This is a genomic window from Stella humosa, assembly GCF_006738645.1.
In the GTDB taxonomy this organism is placed as follows: Bacteria; Pseudomonadota; Alphaproteobacteria; order ATCC43930; family Allostellaceae; genus Allostella; species Allostella humosa.
Genome location: NZ_AP019700.1, coordinates 3,227,357 through 3,244,699 on the forward strand (window position 1 = coordinate 3,227,357; position 17,343 = coordinate 3,244,699).

At 70.0% G+C, this 17,343-nt stretch carries 13 protein-coding genes; 5 read left to right on the forward strand and 8 right to left on the reverse strand.

Annotation, left to right across the window (positions count from 1 at the left end; genetic code table 11):
• Positions 1–139 precede the first annotated feature (139 nt).
• Positions 140–3,304 carry a CheR family methyltransferase gene (locus STVA_RS15145; RefSeq protein ID WP_123688740.1) on the forward strand — a complete coding sequence of 1,055 codons (3,165 nt, stop codon included), beginning with the start codon at positions 140–142 and terminating at the stop codon, positions 3,302–3,304.
• Between the two features lie 3 nt (positions 3,305–3,307).
• Here STVA_RS15145 and STVA_RS15150 read toward each other — a convergent pair whose 3' ends face one another.
• The 5 genes from STVA_RS15150 to STVA_RS15170 form a co-directional block, all read right to left on the reverse strand.
• A complete protein-coding gene (locus STVA_RS15150; protein ID WP_123688741.1) occupies positions 3,308–4,129 on the reverse strand; it encodes an ABC transporter permease in 822 nt (273 codons plus the stop codon).
• 1 nt (position 4,130) lies between these two features.
• Positions 4,131–4,922 carry an ABC transporter permease gene (locus STVA_RS15155; protein ID WP_246782836.1) on the reverse strand — a complete coding sequence of 264 codons (792 nt, stop codon included), beginning with the start codon at positions 4,920–4,922 and terminating at the stop codon, positions 4,131–4,133.
• Between the two features lie 102 nt (positions 4,923–5,024).
• Positions 5,025–6,101: an ABC transporter ATP-binding protein gene (locus STVA_RS15160; RefSeq protein WP_123688743.1), complete on the reverse strand. Its 1,077-nt coding sequence runs from the start codon at positions 6,099–6,101 to the stop codon at positions 5,025–5,027.
• Positions 6,102–6,180: 79 nt separating this feature from the next.
• Positions 6,181–7,230: an ABC transporter substrate-binding protein gene (locus STVA_RS15165; protein ID WP_179955403.1), complete on the reverse strand. Its 1,050-nt coding sequence runs from the start codon at positions 7,228–7,230 to the stop codon at positions 6,181–6,183.
• A 137-nt stretch (positions 7,231–7,367) separates the two neighbouring features.
• The gene (locus STVA_RS15170) at positions 7,368–8,471 is read right to left on the reverse strand and encodes a mandelate racemase/muconate lactonizing enzyme family protein (protein ID WP_123688744.1); all 1,104 of its coding nucleotides are present in this window, start codon (positions 8,469–8,471) and stop codon (positions 7,368–7,370) included.
• Between the two features lie 122 nt (positions 8,472–8,593).
• On the opposite strand from STVA_RS15170, the gene pdxR reads away from it, so the two are divergent.
• The 3 genes from pdxR to STVA_RS15185 all read left to right on the forward strand — a co-directional run bounded on the left by pdxR (position 8,594) and on the right by STVA_RS15185 (position 13,136).
• Positions 8,594–10,111, forward strand: a complete 1,518-nt coding sequence (gene pdxR, locus STVA_RS15175) for a MocR-like pyridoxine biosynthesis transcription factor PdxR (protein ID WP_197735643.1) — start codon at positions 8,594–8,596, stop codon at positions 10,109–10,111.
• Between the two features lie 64 nt (positions 10,112–10,175).
• The gene (locus STVA_RS15180) at positions 10,176–11,789 is read left to right on the forward strand and encodes a GMC family oxidoreductase (protein ID WP_123688746.1); all 1,614 of its coding nucleotides are present in this window, start codon (positions 10,176–10,178) and stop codon (positions 11,787–11,789) included.
• Positions 11,790–11,834: 45 nt separating this feature from the next.
• Positions 11,835–13,136 (forward strand): NAD(P)/FAD-dependent oxidoreductase, encoded by a 1,302-nt coding sequence (locus STVA_RS15185; protein WP_123688747.1) that lies wholly within the window; start codon positions 11,835–11,837, stop codon positions 13,134–13,136.
• 24 nt (positions 13,137–13,160) lie between these two features.
• On the opposite strand, the gene STVA_RS15190 is transcribed toward STVA_RS15185, so the two are convergent.
• Both STVA_RS15190 and STVA_RS15195 read right to left on the reverse strand, forming a co-directional pair.
• Positions 13,161–14,441, reverse strand: coding sequence for a hypothetical protein (locus STVA_RS15190; RefSeq protein ID WP_123688748.1), 1,281 nt, complete (start codon positions 14,439–14,441; stop codon positions 13,161–13,163).
• A gap of 115 nt (positions 14,442–14,556) precedes the next feature.
• Positions 14,557–15,204 carry a 4'-phosphopantetheinyl transferase family protein gene (locus STVA_RS15195; RefSeq protein ID WP_170216357.1) on the reverse strand — a complete coding sequence of 216 codons (648 nt, stop codon included), beginning with the start codon at positions 15,202–15,204 and terminating at the stop codon, positions 14,557–14,559.
• A 110-nt stretch (positions 15,205–15,314) separates the two neighbouring features.
• On the opposite strand from STVA_RS15195, the gene STVA_RS15200 reads away from it, so the two are divergent.
• The gene (locus tag STVA_RS15200) at positions 15,315–16,355 is read left to right on the forward strand and encodes a hypothetical protein (protein ID WP_123688750.1); all 1,041 of its coding nucleotides are present in this window, start codon (positions 15,315–15,317) and stop codon (positions 16,353–16,355) included.
• A 10-nt stretch (positions 16,356–16,365) separates the two neighbouring features.
• Here the strand turns inward: STVA_RS15200 and STVA_RS15205 are convergent, their stop codons facing one another.
• The gene (locus tag STVA_RS15205; RefSeq protein ID WP_123688751.1) at positions 16,366–17,343 is read right to left on the reverse strand and encodes an LLM class flavin-dependent oxidoreductase; all 978 of its coding nucleotides are present in this window, start codon (positions 17,341–17,343) and stop codon (positions 16,366–16,368) included.

Sequence of the window (17,343 nt, forward strand, 5' to 3'; positions counted from 1 at the left end):
GCCATTCTGCGTCGTCGCGCGTTGGATAGGTAGCCACCCGGCTTGCCCGCGTGCGACATTCGTCGCGCAAGGTGACGGTGCTGCCGCATCCACCAGGATCCACCGCCGCGACGGCGCGCCGGTCGGAACCGGAGGTTCCATGACCAGACCGGACGAACCCTTTCCCATCGTGGCCATCGGCGCATCCGCCGGCGGCATCGAGGCGCTGGAAGGGTTCTTCGGCGGGCTTCCTGCCGGCATCGGCGCTGCCTACGTCATCGTCACCCATCTGAGCCCGGAGCGTGAGAGCCTCCTGCATCAGATCGTCGGCCGCTATACCGAGATGCCGGTCCATGTCGCCACCCACGGCGCGAGGGTGGTTGCCGGCAATGTCTACGTCCTGCCGGCAAACGCCGTGCTGGGCATCGCCGACGGGTGCCTGGAGATAGAGCCCGCGCATGGGCGCTCGCGCAAGCCGATCGACGTCTTCTTCAGCGCACTCGCGATAGAACGGGAGGAGTATGCCGCCGCCGTCGTGCTGTCCGGTGGCGACGGGGACGGCAGCCTGGGGGTCAAGGCGATCAAGGAGCGCGGCGGGCTGACACTGGCCCAGACGCCCGACGGCCATGGACCGCGCCATCCCGACATGCCGCTGAGCGCGATCGCGACGGGACTGATCGACTTTGCCGTCCCGGCGGACGAGATGGGACGCAAGCTGGCCGAGTTCGCCCGCAGCCTGTCCATCGCCGCGGCCAGGACCGGGCCCGGCGACGCGGTGGCGACCGCCGACAAGGACAGGGACGACACGGCCGAGAAGGAGATCTATGCCATCCTGCGAAACCAGGTCGGACATGATTTCAGCGGCTACAAGACGAAGACCTTCGTGCGCCGCGTCCAGCGCCGGATGCAGGTGACGCAGACGCCAACGATGGAGGCCTATGTCGAGCGCCTGCAACGCGACCCGGACGAGGCGGTCGCCCTGTTCCGCGACCTCCTGATCAACGTCACCAGCTTCTTCCGCGACAACGAGGCTTTCGAGGCGCTCGACCGGCTGGTGCTGCCCCGGTTGCTGGAGGGCCGCGGGGCGGAAGACAGCGTGCGCATCTGGGTGCCGGGGTGCGCGACCGGCGAGGAAGCCTACTCGCTGGCGATCCTTCTCAGCGAGCATCTGTCCCGCCTTGCCGCCAGGCCCCGGGTGCAGATCTTCGCCACGGACATCGACGAGATGGCGTTGGCCGCGGCGCGGGCCGCGCGCTATCCCGAGGCGCTGATGGACGCCGTCTCGCCCGAGCGGCGCGCGCGCTTCTTCCACCGCGACAATGGCAGCTATGTCATCGACAAGGCGGTGCGCGAACTCTGCGTCTTCTCCGCCCACAGCATCATCCGCGACCCGCCCTTCTCGCGCCTGGACCTCGTCTCGTGCCGCAACCTGCTGATCTATTTCGGCCCGCAGGTCCAGCGGGAGGTGCTGCCGACCTTCCACTACGCGTTGCGCCCGGGTGGCTTCCTGTTCCTGGGCGTGGCCGAGAACATCGGCGAGTTCAGCGAACTGTTCCTGCCCGTCGACAAGAAGCAGCGGATCTTCCGCACCCACCCCAATCGCGTGGCGGAGGTGCGGGTGCCGAGCCTGCTGCCCGCCGTCGCCCGCGCGCGAATGGTGGGGGACATGCGCGATGCACGCGACGGCCTGAGTGGCGTGCCGCTGCGCCAGGCGGTCGACAGCCATATCGCCGAGCGGTTCGCGCCCGCCCATGTGGTCATCAACCGCGACGCGGAGATCGTCTTCTACTCGGCACGCACCGGCCGATATCTGGAAGCGGCACCCGGCCCTCCCAGCCGGCAGCTACTGACCGCGGCGCGCCGAGGCCTGCGTCTGGACCTGCGGACCCTGCTGCACGAAGCAGTGCATACCCAGCGGTCCGCGGCCCGCGACGGGGTCGCCTTCCAGGACGATGACGGCCGGGTGCAACACGCGCGGATTACCGTCGAGCCGCTGTTGACCGACGGCGACGAAGCCCGGCTCTACATCGCGGTGTTCACCGAGACCGGCATGCCGGCCGACGACACCAGCCCGGATACCGTTGCGAGCCCCGCCCTGGCCCAGGCGGACTATCTGGAATCCCAGCTACAGACCACCCGCGAGCGGCTGCAGTCGCTGATCGAGGAGTACGAGACCGCGCTGGAGGAACTGAAGGCATCCAACGAGGAACTGCTGTCGGCGAACGAGGAGCTGCAATCGACCAACGAGGAACTGGAGTCCTCCAAGGAGGAGATGCAGTCGATCAACGAGGAACTGGAGACGGTCAACACCGAGCTGGCGAGCAAGCTGGCCCAGCTCGACACCGCCAACAACGACATCCTCAATTTGCTCGAGAGCAGCCGGATCGCGACGGTGTTCATGGATCGCGACCTGTCGATCCGATCCTTCACGCCGGCCGTTACCGAGATCTTCCGCGTCCTGCCCGGCGACCGCGGCCGCCCGGTCACGGACTTTGCCGCCCGCGTCGACTTTCCCGGCATGGAGGACGACCTGAAGACGGTCCTGTCGACGGGCCAGGTGATCGAGCGTCGGATCGACCACCGGACGCTGGGCAACCACTATCTCGTCCGCATCGTGCCGTACCGGACGGCGTCCAGCCCGATCGAGGGCGTCGTCGCCACCTTCATCGACGTGACCGAACTGAAGCAGGCCCAGATCCAGCTCGAGGTGCTGATCGCCGAGTTGCAGCACCGGGTGAAGAACATGCTGACCGTGGTCATCAGCATCGCCCAGCAGACTATGAAGACGACCACGTCGTCGGCTGCCTTCAACACGGCCTTCGTCGGCCGCCTGCATTCGATGGCACGGTCCTTCGCCGTGCTGGCGGCCGAGAACTGGACCGAGGCCAGCCTCGGCGACATCGTGCGGCAGGAGATGGAGCCGTTCGCGGGCAACCGCGTCACGATCGCCGGCCCCGATGTCGGGCTGAAACCGCACCACGCGGTCTCGATCGCGATGATCCTGCACGAGCTTGCCACGAACGCCGCCAAGTACGGGGCGCTGTCGGTGGAGACGGGGCGCGTCGCCATCGCCTGGACATATGCGGCCAGGGACGATGGCGGCCACGTGTCCCTGACCTGGCAGGAGAGCGGCGGCCCGTCCGCCGCCGAGCCGCCGCAGCGGGGCTTCGGCCTGCGCCTGGTGGAACGCGAAGCGGTGTACAACCTGCGCGGCCACAGCACCGTCCGCTTCGCGCCGTCCGGGGTTGAGGCGGTCGTCGAATTCGATGCGGACCCGGCCACCGGGATATTGGCCGTCGGCCGACCGACCCCGCCCCCTAGCTGAAGGCTATTCCCGCTTCTTCGGCTGCCCGACCGTCTGCGCCAGCGCCAGCAGCAGCGAGGTGACCAGGATCATGATGGTCGAGATGGCTGCGATCGTCGGGTCGATCTGGTCGCGCAGCGCGTTGAACATGCTGCGCGTCAGGGTGGAGTTGCTGCCGCCCGACACGAAGAGCGCGACGATCACCTCGTCGAACGAGGTGAGGAAGGCCAGCACCGCGCTGGTGGCGACCGCGAAGCGGATCTGCGGCAGGGTGACCAGCACGAAGGCACGCGGGCGCGACGCGCCCAGGCTGCGCGCCACCATCTCCTGGCTCATGTCGTAGCTTTTCAGGGCCGAGGTGACGATCATCAGCACGATCGGCACGGCCAGCATCGAATGGGCCAGCACGATGCCGGCCAGGCTGTTGACCAGCTTCAACTTCACATAGGCGTAGAAAACGCCGATGCCGACCAGGATCACCGGCACGATGATCGGCGTCACCAGCAGCCCGAAGACCAGTCGACCCAGGCGCATGCGCGACAGGAACAGCCCATAGGCCGCCAGCGTGCCCATGGGCGTGGCCACCAGCATGGTGAGGAAGGCCGCCTTCAGCGAGGTCGCCGTCGCCTGCATCCATTCGGGCGAATCGAGATAGCTGCGGTACCAGCGCAGCGACCATTCGCGCGGCGGGAACTCCAGGTACTGCGAGGCCGAGAAGGACATCGGCACCACGATCAGGGTCGGCAGCACCAGGAAAGCCATGACCAGGACCGCCACCACGTAGAGCCACAGGCGAGCGCGGTGGGTGATCTGCGTCTCGGTCGCCGGACGGCTGAGCCAGCCCATGTCAGTGCCCCCCGCCGCCCAGCACCCGGTCGAGCCGGACCAGCCGCGAGGCCAGGTAGAGCAACACCAGCGTCAGCCCCAGCAGCACGACGCCGAGCGCACTCGCCGCCCCCCAGTTGAAGAACAGCTCGATGTCGGTGGCGATGCGGTTGGAGACCATGATGACCCGCCCGCCGCCCAGCACCGCCGGGGTGACGTAGAAGCCCAGGCACAGGATGAAGACGATGAGCGCGCCGCCGAACAGGCCCGGCAGCGACAAGGGCAGGAACACCTTCCAGAAGGCCGCCACCGGCCCGGCGCCAAGGTTGGCGGCCGCCTTGATATAGTCGCGGTCGATCGCGCGCATCGAGCCGTAGACCGGCAGGATCAGGAACGGCAGCATGATGTGGACCATGCCGATCAGCGTGCCGTTCAGGTTGTGGACGAGCGCCACCGGCTCGGTCCACAGGCCGAGCTTGATGCCCCACTGGTTCACCAGCCCCTGGCGCTGGAGCAGCACCAGCCAGGCGTAGGTGCGCACCAGCAGCGAGGTCCAGAACGGCAGCAGCACGCCGATCATGCACAAGTTGGCGGCCCGCCGCGGCAACTGCGCCAGGACATAGGCCAGCGGGTAGCCCAGCAGGATGCAGATGCCCGTCGTCAGGATGCTGACCTGGAACGTCGTGACGAACGTCCGGCCGTAGGACGGCTCGGCCAGCATCCGCCTGTAGTGTTCCAGGCTGAGGCTGCCGTCGTCGGCCAGGAAGGACAGCCAGAAGAGCCAGCCGACCGGCAGCACCATGGCGACCAGCACCAGCAGCAGCGCGGGCGAGCCCAGGCCGAAGAGGGCCAGCCGCTCCAGCGCGGCATCCCGGCGCAGGCCGGCCGCGTTGGGGTGGCGGGTCGGTGGCGGCGGTCATGCGTCGGCGAGGATGACGGTGTCGGCCGGGCTGAGGCCCAGCGCCACCGGTTCGCCCGGCCGCGGCGTGGCCGCGATGGCGCCCGCCGTCGCCGCCGCCCGCACCGACAAGCGGATACCGTCGGCCAGCACCGCCTGCAGCAGGATGCTGTCGCCCTGGTAGACCACCTCCTCGACCGTGCCGTCGAAGCGGTTGGCCCCCTCCTCGCCCCCGGGCGGCAGGATGCGCAGCCGTTCGGGGCGCACCATCAGCACATGGCTGGTGCCGGCGGGCGGAGCCGCCTCGGTGCGCAGCGCGCGGCCGGCATGAGCCGCGGCGCCCGCCGTCACCGTGACCGGCAGGAAGCTGGATTCGCCGATGAACTCGGCCACGAAGCGGTTGGCCGGGCGCTCGTAGATGCGCTGCGGCTGGTCGAGCTGCATGATGCCGCCGCCATTGATGACGGCGATGCGGTCCGACATGGTCAGCGCCTCGCGCTGGTCGTGGGTGACGTAGACGGTCGTCATGCCGAGCCGGTCGTGCAGCCGGCGCAGTTCGATCTGCATGCGCTCGCGCAGTTGCTTGTCGAGCGCCGACAGGGGCTCGTCCATCAAGAGGATGCGCGGCTCGAAGACGATGGCACGGGCCAGCGCCACGCGCTGCCGCTGGCCACCCGAAAGCTGGTCGATCCGCCGCTCGCCGTACCCGCCAAGCTGGACCAGATCGAGGGCGGCCTCGACCCGGCGGCCGACATCGGCCTTGGGCGTGCCGCGCAGCTTCAGCGGAAAGGCGACGTTGCCGGCCACGTTCATGTGCGGGAAAAGCGCGTAGTTCTGGAACACCATGCCGACGTCGCGCTTGTGCGGCGGCCGCCGGATGACCTCCTCCTCGCCGAACAGCAGGCTGCCGTGGTCCGGCCGGGTGAAGCCGGCCAGCACCATCAGCAGGGTGGTCTTGCCCGACCCGGACGGGCCCAGCAGGGTCAGGAACTCGCCGCTGCGGATATCGAAGTCGACATGGTCCAGCGCATGGACGCGGCCATAGGTCTTGGTGACCTGGCGGATGGTGATCGGGAGTGCCGCGCCGCGCGCCATGCTGGACCAGCCTTCGGGGTTTCACATCGGGTGGGGGAGGACGGCAAGCGCCCTCCCCCGCATCATCGGACGGCGGACCCTACTCGGTCAGCATGTTCTGGTAGGCGGCCGCCGCCTTGGCCTCGTTGGCGATGTACCATTCGAGGTTGACCGGCAGTTGCTTGGCCGCGTTGTCCGGGTGGGACGGGAGCTGCTTGGCATAGGCCGCCTCGATCGTGCCCAGCTCGTAGGCCTTCTTGTTGGTCGGGCCGTAGGTGATGTACTTGGTGAATTCGGCCTGATACTGCGGCTTGGAAATCTCGGCCAGGAACTTCATCGCCCGGTCCTTGTTGGGCGCGCCCTTGGCGATGGCGTAGCAGTCATAGTCGAGCAGACCCTGGTTGAAGGTGTAGGCCACCTTCGCCCCGTCCTTGGCGATGACGTCGAAACGGCCGTTCCAGCCGTTGATCATGTCGACCTCGCCGTCCTTCATGAGCTGCGCGTGCTGCGCGCCCGAGGACCACCAGACTGCGATGTGCGGCTTCAGCTCCTTGATCTTCTTGATCGCCCGCTCGATGCCGCCCGGCGCCGACAGGGTCTCGTACACCTTGTCCGCCGGCACGCCGTCGGCCATCAGCGCCGGCTCCAGCGAGCCCGCGACCGAGTTCCGGTAGGACCGCTTGCCGGGGAATTTCTTCACGTCCCAGAAGTCGGCCCAGCTCTGCGGGCCCTTGTCGCCGAACGTCTTGGTGTTCCAGGCCAGCACGGTCGAGAACACGTCGCCGCCGACGCAGTATTCCTGGGCGGTGCCCGGGATGAAGGACGAAGCGTCGATCACCTTGTAGTCGAGCTTTTCGAGGATGCCCTCGGCGCCGGCTCGGGCCGCACTGCCCGATCCGCTGGTGACGATGTCCCAGGTGACGGCATTGGCCCGCACCTTGAGGCGCAGGTCGGCGATGCCGGTGTAGGTCTCTTCCTTCACCTTGATGCCCATGGCGGCAGCAGCCGGCTGGAACAGGGCCTTGCTCTGCCCCGCCTGGTAGGCGCCGCCGAAGGACACGACCGTCAGGTCCTGGGCCTGGGCCGATGCCAGGGCGGCCGGTGCCAGCAATGCGGCGACGACCACCGCCGGTAGGGACTTGTTCAGCATGCGCCTCTCCCCTTGAAATGTCCGGTCCCAGCGGCCTCCCCGCCGCAAGGACTGCGACCTTGATGATCGATAGCTATTTGGACTGGACGAAAGGGCCATTTTGAAATGGCCGGCATACCATTAAGCCGCCAGGGCTATCAGGCGAGGCGGCTGACTTGGTAGGTGGATTGCTCCAGCCACTCGGGCGAAATCTCCACGCCCCAGCCGGGCTCGCTCGGGATCGTCACCTTGCCGTCGACGACGTCGAAAGGTGGATTGCGGAACAGGCGATCCTGCCAGGGATAGTAGTCCAGCCCCTCGATCGAGAATTCCAGATAGTCGCCGGCGTTCGGGATGGCGCCCAGCAGGTGCATGGTGAAGACCGTCACCATCGACAGGTTGGCGCTGTGCGGCGTGCAGGGCAGGCCGGCCGCCGCCCCCATCGCCGCCACCCGCATCGTCCGCGTCAGCCCGCCCAGGTAGCAGACGTCGGGCTGGATGATGTCGACCGCCCCCATCTCGATCATGTGGCGCCAGGTCGGGATCATGCAATCCTGCTCGCCGCCGGTGACGTCGAGCGACAGGGCGTCGCGCACCTGCTTGGTCTGCTCCAGTTCCCAGTAGGGGCACGGCTCCTCGAAATGGCAGACGCCATGGTCTTCCAGCATCCGCCCGACCTCGATGGCGCGGGCCGGGCTGAAGCCGCTGTTGCCGTCCACCAGCAGGGCCACATCGTCGCCCAGCGCCTTGCGCACCGTGGGCACGATCGCCTCGGTCCGGCCCGGCCATTCGTCGATGTCGTGGCCGCATTCCGCGCCGACGCGGAACTTGAAGGCGTCGAACCCATGGGCGTCGCGCAGGCGCAGCAGCCGGTCGGCCTCCTGCTCGGGCGTGATGTCGCGCTTCATCGACGAGGCGTAGGCGCGGATGGCGCGCGGCTTGCCGCCGATCAATTCGCACACGCTCTTGCCCTCCACCTTGCCGCGCAGGTCCCACAGCGCGGTGTCGAGCCCGGTCATGGCCCGGCGCAGGTAGGAGCCCGGGAATTTGTGCTCCTTCTCGGGGATGCGGCGCATCAGCCCGTCGATGTCGGTGGCATCCTGGCCCAGCGACCAGGGGGCGACCTGGCGGTGCATGACCAGCGAGGTGATGTCGGCATTGTAGGGCGAGACCTGGCCCCAGCCCTGGGCGCCGTCGTCGCCCGTCACACGGACGAAGCCGACGAACTCGTTGCAAAAGGTCTCGATGCTGCTGATCTTCATGGCTTGACCCGCGCCCGCCTGGGTAACCGGAAGCCGCGATCCTTTCGCCGGAATGGACGGGACAAAAGGTCCACTCTCGACCTATCGTGATACCATTCTGGATGGCCGCGGAGGATCGGCGGATGGTCAAGCGCGCGGGCGGGGCGTTGCTGCTGTCGATCGAGATCGACCATGCCTCCCCGCGACCGGTCGGGACCCAGCTCTATTCGGCGCTGCGCGAGCTCATGCTGTCGGGCGCCATCGCTGGCGGCGAGCGGCTGCCCGCGACGCGAACGCTGGCGAACGAGCTGGGCGTGTCGCGCACCACCGTCATTCACGCCTTCGACCGGCTGATCGCCGAGGGGCTGATCGAATCCCGCGTCGGCGCCGGCAGCTTCGTCAGTGGCGCCCTCAATTCCGACCGGCCGCAGCAGCCGCCCGACGCCGGCCGCAGCGGCACCAGCCGGCGCGAGCCGCGCCTGTCGCGGGCCATGGCCTGGGCGGTCGACCGCTTCGGCCCCCGTCCCCGCCTGCCCCACCAGCCAAGGCCCTTCGTCACCGCGTTGCCCGCCTTCGACGCCTTCCCGATGGCGCAGTGGGCGCGCCTGATGGCCAAGCACTGGCGGGCCGACCGCACCGAGGTGATGGGCTATGGCGAGCCGTCCGGCCATGCCGGCCTGCGCCGGGCGATCGCCGGCCACCTGCGCTCGAACCGTGGCATCCCCTGCGAAGCGGATGAAATCTTCATCGTCGGCGGCGCGCAGCAGGCGTTCCACCTGGTGGGCAGCGTGCTGCTCGACCCGGGCGACCGGGTGTGGTTCGAGAACCCAGGCGCCATCGGTGCGCGCAACAGCCTGCTCGCCTGCGGCGCCGACCTGGTGCCGGTGCCGGTCGACCGCGAGGGGCTGCGGGTCGACGACGGGCTGGCGCTGGCCCGCGACTTCCGCCTGGCCTTCGTCACGCCCTCGCACCAGCAGCCGCTGGGCCACATCATGAGCCTGGAGCGCCGCTTTGCGCTGCTGAGTGCCGCCGAGCAGGCCGGCGCCTGGATCGTCGAGGACGACTATGACGGCGAGTTCTTCTTCGGCCGCCGGCCGCTGCCGACCCTGAAGAGCGTCGACCGCACCGGCCTCGTCATCTATGTCGGCACCTTCAGCAAGTCGCTGTTCCCGTCGCTGCGGCTGGGCTTCATGCTGGTGCCGGGCGACCTGGTGGAGACGTTCCGCCGGGTGGCCGCCGCCTTCGTGCCGGGCGTGCCGTCCAGCATCCAGGCGGCCGTGGCCGAGTTCATCGACGAGGGCCATTTCGCCACCCACATCCGCCGGATGCGCCGCATCTACCAGGAGCGGCATGGCGCACTCTGCGAGGCTGCCGCCCGCCAACTGGGGGGCCTGCTGGACGTCGTGCCGACCGACAGCGGTTTGCACACGACCGGGCACCTGCCGCCGCACCTGTCGGAGCTGGCCGTCGCCGCCGCCGCCGACGCCCAGCGGATCACCGTGTCGCCGATCGCCCGCTTCTCGATCGAGCCCACGGCGGTGAACGGTCTGGTGCTGGGATTCGGCGGCGTGAAGCCACCCGCGATCCGCGCCGGGGTCGAGGTTCTGGCCCGCGTCCTGGAAGACCTGGCCCGGCCGGCACGGCGACGCGCCACCGGATGATTGGTATGGCCGAATGTCGAGATTGGACCTCGCCGGGCCGCCAATCCCGACCAATCCTGCCGCGGTGAGCGAACATGACTTCATCATCGTCGGCGCCGGCTCGGCCGGCTGCGTCCTGGCGAACCGACTGACCGCCAGCGGTCGCTTCCGCGTCCTGCTGCTGGAGGCCGGCGGCAGCGACCGGCGCTTCTGGCTGCAGGTGCCGATCGGCTACGGCAAGTCCTTCTTCAACCCGGCCGTCAACTGGATGTACCGCACCGAGCCGGACCCGGTGCTGGACGGCCGCCAGGGCTACTGGCCGCGCGGCAAGGTGCTGGGCGGGTCCAGCGCCATCAACGCCATGGTCCATATCCGGGGCCAGGCGGCCGACTTCGACGATTGGGAGGCGGCCGGCAATCCCGGCTGGGGCTGGTCCGGCGTTCTGCCCTACTTCAAGCGGTCGGAGGACAATGGCGCGGGCCCGGACGCCTGGCGGGCAACCGGCGGGCCGCTCCACATCACCGGCATCGAGCGTGAGCGGCACCCCGTCTGCGCCACCTACATCGCTGCCTGTACCGAGGCGGGCGTGCCCTACAATCCGGACTTCAACGGCGAGCGGCAGGAGGGCGCCGGGCTCTACCAGATCACGACCCGCGGGGGCCTGCGCCTGTCGGCCGCGCGCGCCTACCTGCGGCCGGCAATGGGCCGCGCCAACCTGCAGGTCGAGACCGGCGCGCACGCCACCCGCATCCTGTTCGAGGGCACGCGCGCGGTCGGTATCGAGTACCGGCAGGGCGGCACCATTCGGACAGCCCGCGCGGGGCGCGAGGTCATCCTGTCGTCGGGGTCCATCAACTCGCCGCAGCTTTTGCAACTGTCCGGCGTCGGCCCGGCCGAACTGCTGCTGGCCCATGGTATCCCCCCCGTGCTGGACCGCGCCGGGGTCGGCCGCAACCTCCAGGACCATCTCTGCATCGACCACCTGTATCGCTCCCGCGTGCCGACGCTGAACGACGAGTTGCGGCCGTGGTGGGGCAAGCTGCGGGCGGGGCTGGCGTACCTGGCGCTGCGGCGCGGGCCGCTCGCCATCAGCGTCAACCAGGGCGGCGGCTTCGTGCGCACGCGGCCCGACCTGCCGCGTCCCAACGTCCAGCTCTATTTCTCGCCGCTCAGCTACACCCGCGGGGTCCCGGGCAAGCGCGCCCTGCTGCGGCCCGACCCTTTCCCCGGGTTCCTGTTGAGCGCACAGCCTTGCCGCCCGACCAGCCGCGGCCACCTGGCGATCCGCTCGGCCGACCCGTTCCAGGCGCCGGCCATCGTGCCGAACTCGCTGGCGACCGAGCATGACCGGCGGGAACTGTTGGAAGGCACGCAGTTCCTGCGCCGCCTGGCCGCCACCCCGTCCCTGTCGGCGATCATCGCCGAGGAGATCGAGCCGGGCGTTGCGATCCAGACGGACGAAGACCTGTTCGCCGACATCCGCCGCCGCGCCTCCAGCGTGTTCCACCCGGTCAGCACCTGCCGCATGGGGCCGGACGACGGCAGCAACGTCGTCGACCACCGGCTGCGCCTGCATGGAATTTCGGCCTTGCGCGTCATCGACGCGTCGGTCTTTCCCGCGGTAACGTCGGGCAACACCAATGCGCCCACCATCATGCTGGCCGAGAAGGGCGCCGACCTAGTCCTTGCCGACACCTGACCGCCGCCCCCCCTCGCTGCCGCTAATGCCGGGAATCCCCGCCCCATGAACGCGCCCGCCTTCGACGCCGACCTGAAGCTGCACCCTTACTGGTGGGAAACGACGCCGCGGCCCGTCCTGCCGTCCGACAGCCTGCCGGCCCGTGTCGATGTGCTGGTCATCGGCTCGGGCTATACCGGGCTGGGTGCGGCCCTGGTCACCCAGCGGGCCGGGCGGTCGACGGTGGTGATCGATGCCGAGGATGCGGGCTTCGGGTGCAGCACGCGCAACGGCGGGCAGATCTCCACCAGCATCAAGCCGGGCTATGCCGCGCTGGCCAAGCGCCACGGCCCCGACCGGGCCTTCCAGGTCCTGCGCGAGGGCCACAACTCGCTGGCCTGGGCGGCCGAGCTGGTCGCGCGCGAGAAGATCGACTGCGACTTCCGCGTCGTCGGGCGCTTCCACGCCGCCCACAACCCGGCCCAGTACGATGCCCTGGTCGCCAAGTCGCGCGAGCCGCAGATGAAGGGGCTGGAGGTGCCGATGCGCCTCGTCCCCCGCGCCGAGCAGCGCAGCGAGCTTGGCACCGACGCCTACTTCGGCGGTGCCGTGTTCACCAAGCACGCCTCGGTCGACCCCGGCCGCCTGCATCAGGGCGTACTGGATCGCGTGCTGGCGGCCGGCGCCGCCGTCGTGCCGCACACCCAGGCGACCGGCATCGAGCGCGACGGCACCGGCTTCCGCGTCACCACCAGCCGCGGTGTCGTGGCAGCGCGCGATGTTGTCGTGGCCACCAATGGCTACACGAAGGGCCTGACACCCTGGCTGCAACGCCGGGTCATCCCGATCGGCAGCTACGTCATCGCCACCGAGGAACTGCCGGCCGAGACGATCCGGCGCATCTTCCCGACGGGTCGCATCGCCAGCGACAGCCGCAAGGTCGTCTACTACTACCGCCCCTCACCCGACGGCCGGCGCGTCGTCTTCGGCGGGCGCGTGTCGCATTCCGAGACCGACCCCCGGGTCAGCGGGCCGCTGCTGCGCAACGAGATGGTCCGGCTCTTCCCCGAGCTGGAGACGGCCCGGATCAGCCATTCCTGGTGCGGCTTCGTCGCCTACACCTTCGACGAGGTGATGCATTGCGGCCGGCACGACGGCATCCACTACGCCATGGGCTATTGCGGCTCTGGCGTGGGGATGGCGAACTATCTGGGCATGCGCATGGGCCAGCAGGTGCTGGGCCTGGCCGAGGGCAAGACGGCCTTCGACGACCTGCCCTTTCCGACCCGGCCGTTCTACACCGGCAACCCGTGGTTCCTGGCGCCGTCGATCCGCTGGTACCAGTGGCGCGACAGCCGGCCCGTATGACCCGGCAGCCGATGCAGGGCCACCCTACATCGGCATCCAGTCACGCTCCCAGACGATGACGTCGCCCAGCCCGCCATGGGGCAGGACGACGCGCGGGAAGAACCCCGCCTGCATCAGGTCGCGGCCGATGCCGCCCTGCCATGGCACGCCATGGTCCGTCTCGAAGCGGAAGTCGTCCAGGCCTTCGCCCGCGAAGCGGTCGACATGCTCGGCGATCAGCGTCGGCAGATCCGTGCCGTCGAGCAGCGGGCGCAGGGTGACCCGGCTGGCGACGCGGTCGATCTCGGCCGCCAGCAGCGCCCGCTCGGGCCGGTCCACCGCGGCCGCCGGCGCATCGGACACGCCGCGGGCCAGGCCCAGCGCCTCGTAGAAGACCGCCAGGAAGGGCCGCGTCACGCTGTCGGCCCAGGTGACCGCCCCCACATCCTCGGCAATGACGCGGAAATGCAGCGGGCGGGATCCGAGCTGGCCAAGGCAGTCGAACTCCGCCTCGGGGAAGCCCGGCCCACGCTCCTCGGCATAGATCATGGCGACGCCGCTGCCGGCCAGCGCCAGGATCGCCGCCTCCACCAGCACGGCCGCCACTGCCGGGTCGTCACCCGCCGTCACGGGCCCCAGCATCTCGACCAGCTTGGGCTGGCGCTGCGTCCAGGCGACACCGCCCTGGACGTGGCCGGCCGCGTCATGGACGACCAGCGCCGACAGGTCGCCAGCCTCCACCAGGTCGCGGACCAGCCCGTCGGCCTGGAACTGGCGGGGGACGGAAATGCCCATGCGCTGGCGGAAGAGCCGCGCCAGGCCCGGGACTGAAGCCCCGACAGCGGCGGCCGGCGCATCGACGAGGGCGGCCGGGGCCGGCGACGGCCCGTCACCCTCGGCCGGGATCGGGTACTGGCGGGCCTGCTCCAGCGTCAGCAGGATGCCACCATCGGGATCGAGCGACACCGACAGGCGGTCGACCAGGCGCGATGCGAGCAGGAGGCCCAGCGCGTCGAGGGCGTCCGGGTCGGACACGTCGATCGCCTGGGTGATGTTGAACCAGTGCAGCGCCTCGGTCGGCAGGCGGCAGCGCAGGCGGGCGTCGATGCGGTGCCGGCGGTCGCGCAGCTCGACGCCGAAGGACGTGCCGGGCGCGCGGGTGGCGACGAAGACGAACACCTCCTCGACCGCCTGGGCCAGGCGGGCGGCGGCCGGGGCATCCAGCCCGCAGGCGAGTGCCGCCCGCTCGACGCCGGCCTCGAGCTCGGCCGCCTGGGCGGGGTCGGCCGCCAGTATCCGCGCCAGGGCGGCGGGCGCGCGGGTCATGCCGGCACCCGGCTGGGCATCGCTGGGCGGCAATGCGGGTCGACCATGGTCATGATTCCTTATCGCTCGTCGCGGGCGGTGCGCGGGCGATCCTTAGACAGCATCCGCCGGGGGATCAATGGGGCCGTAGCGCCAGCGCGAGCAGGTGGCCGGGTGTCGGCCGCGCCGCCGCGAACCGCCAATCGCCCGGTCGCCCGGTGGAGGCCGGCGCGAAGCGCAGGGCCGGCGGGTCGAGCGTGAAGGCAAAGCGCGACAGGCCGAGCGCGATCCCGTCGCCGGTCGCCTTGATGAAGGCCTCTTTCAGCGTCCAGATGCGCAGGAACGTCTCATGCCGCCGGTCCGCCGGTGCCGCGGCCACCATCGCCGCCTCGCAGGGGGCGAACCAGCGGTGGGCCATCGCCGGCTCCACCGGCCGGCGGGCCAGGTATTCGACGTCGACGCCGATGTCATGTTTGCGCGCCACCGCACAGCAGACGAGGCCGCGCGTGTGCGAGATGTTGAAGCGCAGCCAGGGCCGGCCATGGTCGGGGTGCGGCTCCGGCCGGCCGTGCGGGCCGGTCACGAAGCGCCATTCCCGCGCCGGAATGCCGCCGGCCTCTGCCAGCATGGCGCGGGCCAGGCCGTGCGCGGCGATGAAGGTCCGGCGCTGGGCCCCGGAATGGAATCGGTCCGCGCGCGCGCGCTCTGCCGCGTCGAGGGTATCATGCCAGCCGGCGATGGTTGCCGGCGCCGCTGCCTCCGGCTCGGCCCACGCGAGCCGCACGCCAAAGTCGGCGACCAGCGCATCGACGCACGATGGCTCCCTAGCGCCGGGTGCCATGCTTGCCGGCGAGCCAGGATTGAACTATCCGGGCATCCCCGGCACGGACCTGCATGGCGATACTCTTTCGATCCCTGGTCGTTCTGCTCGTCCTCAGCGGGATCGTCGTCCTGCCACGCGCCCATGAGGCCCTCATCGTCGTCCGGGCTCCGGACGAGGCCGCCATTCTAGACTACATGATCGGGCGCGTTCCGCCGGCCGACCTTGAGGGCGCAATCGGCGGCGCCATCGCCGCCAACGACGCCGAAACCGCGCAATCCCTGCTGGACCTGGCGGACAGCCGGGGCATCGCCGTGCCGGCCGCCCTGCGCGCGGGCGTGGTGGCGATCCAGGGCTTCAACCTGGCGGCCCTGGGCAGCGAGGCATTGGGCTGCGTCGTCGACGGGGCGATCGAGAGCGAGGCCGGCCTTGCCTGCGTGCTGGCCGTCGACATGACCGGCGCCGGCGACATTCGCGATCTTGCCCGCGAGGGCAATCGCTACCTGCAAGGGCAGGACCATGACGGCTTCACGATGGCGATGGCGACGGTCGGGCTGGCCGTCACCTCGGCCACGATCCTGTCGGGGGGTGCCGCCCTTCCCGTCCGGGTCGGCGTCACGGTGCTGAAGGCGGCCAAGAAGGCGGGCAAGCTGCCGCCCGCGATCGTTCGCGAGATAGCGGATTCGGTGAAGGGGGCGATCGACGGCACCGCCCTGAAGAGCGCGCTCTCGCTGGCCGGCCGTGGCCGGCTGCGCGAGGCGGCCACGCCGCTCGGCCAGGTGCTGCGGCCCGAGCCGGTCCGCCTCGTCACCGGGATCGCCGAGAATGTCGGCGGCATCTACAAGTCTTCCGGCATCCGCGCCGTCAACAAGGGCATGTCCATGGCCGGCAAGAGCGCCGACCTGGCGAAGCTGCAAGGGCTGTCGGCCCGGTACGGGCGCAAGTTCCTGGGCGTGCTGACCTTGCTCGGGCCGGCCGTGCTGGGGATCGCCGCCTTCGTGGCCGGCATGGTGCCCTGGGTCGTCGCGGGTGCCGCTTGGCTGTTCGGCCTGGCCCTGGTTGTGGCCAGGGCCGGCTACGGGCTGGTGCGCATCCTCTCCCGCCGACGACGATAGCCCCTGCCCGTCACTGCCGCCCGGCGATCAGTTGGAAGGAACGCAGGCGCGCCGCATGGTCGTACACGTCCGACACGATCATCAGCTCGTCGGCGCCGGTCTCGGCGACCAGGCTTTCCATTCCGGCGCGGACCGTAGCCGGCGACCCGACGATGGAGCGGGCCAGCATGCGCATCGCCTGCGCCTTCTCCATCGGCGACCAGTAGCTCTCGATGTCGTCGATCGGCGGCCGGCCCAGGCCGCGGGCGCCGCGGAAGATGTTGGCGAACGCCATCTGCTGGGTGGTCGCAAGGCGTCGCGCCTCGGCATCCGTCTCGGCCGCGATGATGTTGACGCCGACCATCGCATAGGGCCGGTCGAGCTGTGCCGACGGCTTGAAGCGGGTGCGATAGAGGTGGAGCGCCGACAGCAGCAGGTCGGGCGCGAAGTGCGAGGCGAACGCGTAGGGCAGGCCCAGCTCGGCCGCCAGCATCGCGCCGAAATTGCTCGATCCGAGGATCCAGAGCGGCACTTCGGTGCCGGCCGCCGGGACCGCCTGGATGCGCTGGCCCGGCACGGCGGGGGCCAGGAACGCCTGGAGCTCGAGCACATCCTGGGGGAAGGTCTCGGCCGCTTCCGGCGGCCGGCGCAGGGCGCGCAGCGTGTGCTGGTCAGTACCGGGCGCCCGCCCCAGGCCAAGGTCGATACGGCCGGGGAAGAGTCGCGCCAATGTGCCGAACTGCTCGGCGATGACGTAAGGCGCGTGGTTGGGCAGCATGATGCCGCCGGAGCCGACCCGGATGGTGCTGGTGCCGGCCGCGATATGGGCGACGACGACCGCCGTGGCCGCACTGGCGATGCCCGGCATGTTGTGGTGCTCGGCCACCCACAGGCGCCGATAGCCCCAGCCCTCGGCATGGGCCGCCAGGTCGCGGGCATTGTCGAGCGCGCCGCGCGCGTCGGTCCCCTCGGTGATGCGGACGAGTTCGAGGATCGACAAGGGCGTCAT

What these genes read in the sequence shown, in the direction of transcription:
- STVA_RS15205 (WP_123688751.1), bottom strand. Translation starts at nt 17,343, where the DNA reads ATGACGCCCTTGTCGATCCTCGAACTCGTCCGCATCACCGAGGGGACC.
- STVA_RS15170 (WP_123688744.1), bottom strand. Translation starts at nt 8,471, where the DNA reads ATGAAGATCAGCAGCATCGAGACCTTTTGCAACGAGTTCGTCGGCTTC.
- STVA_RS15165 (WP_179955403.1), bottom strand. Translation starts at nt 7,230, where the DNA reads ATGCTGAACAAGTCCCTACCGGCGGTGGTCGTCGCCGCATTGCTGGCA.
- STVA_RS15145 (WP_123688740.1), top strand. Translation starts at nt 140, where the DNA reads ATGACCAGACCGGACGAACCCTTTCCCATCGTGGCCATCGGCGCATCC.
- STVA_RS15190 (WP_123688748.1), bottom strand. Translation starts at nt 14,441, where the DNA reads ATGACCCGCGCGCCCGCCGCCCTGGCGCGGATACTGGCGGCCGACCCC.
- pdxR (WP_197735643.1), top strand. Translation starts at nt 8,594, where the DNA reads ATGGTCAAGCGCGCGGGCGGGGCGTTGCTGCTGTCGATCGAGATCGAC.
- STVA_RS15200 (WP_123688750.1), top strand. Translation starts at nt 15,315, where the DNA reads ATGGCGATACTCTTTCGATCCCTGGTCGTTCTGCTCGTCCTCAGCGGG.
- STVA_RS15150 (WP_123688741.1), bottom strand. Translation starts at nt 4,129, where the DNA reads ATGGGCTGGCTCAGCCGTCCGGCGACCGAGACGCAGATCACCCACCGC.
- STVA_RS15160 (WP_123688743.1), bottom strand. Translation starts at nt 6,101, where the DNA reads ATGGCGCGCGGCGCGGCACTCCCGATCACCATCCGCCAGGTCACCAAG.
- STVA_RS15185 (WP_123688747.1), top strand. Translation starts at nt 11,835, where the DNA reads ATGAACGCGCCCGCCTTCGACGCCGACCTGAAGCTGCACCCTTACTGG.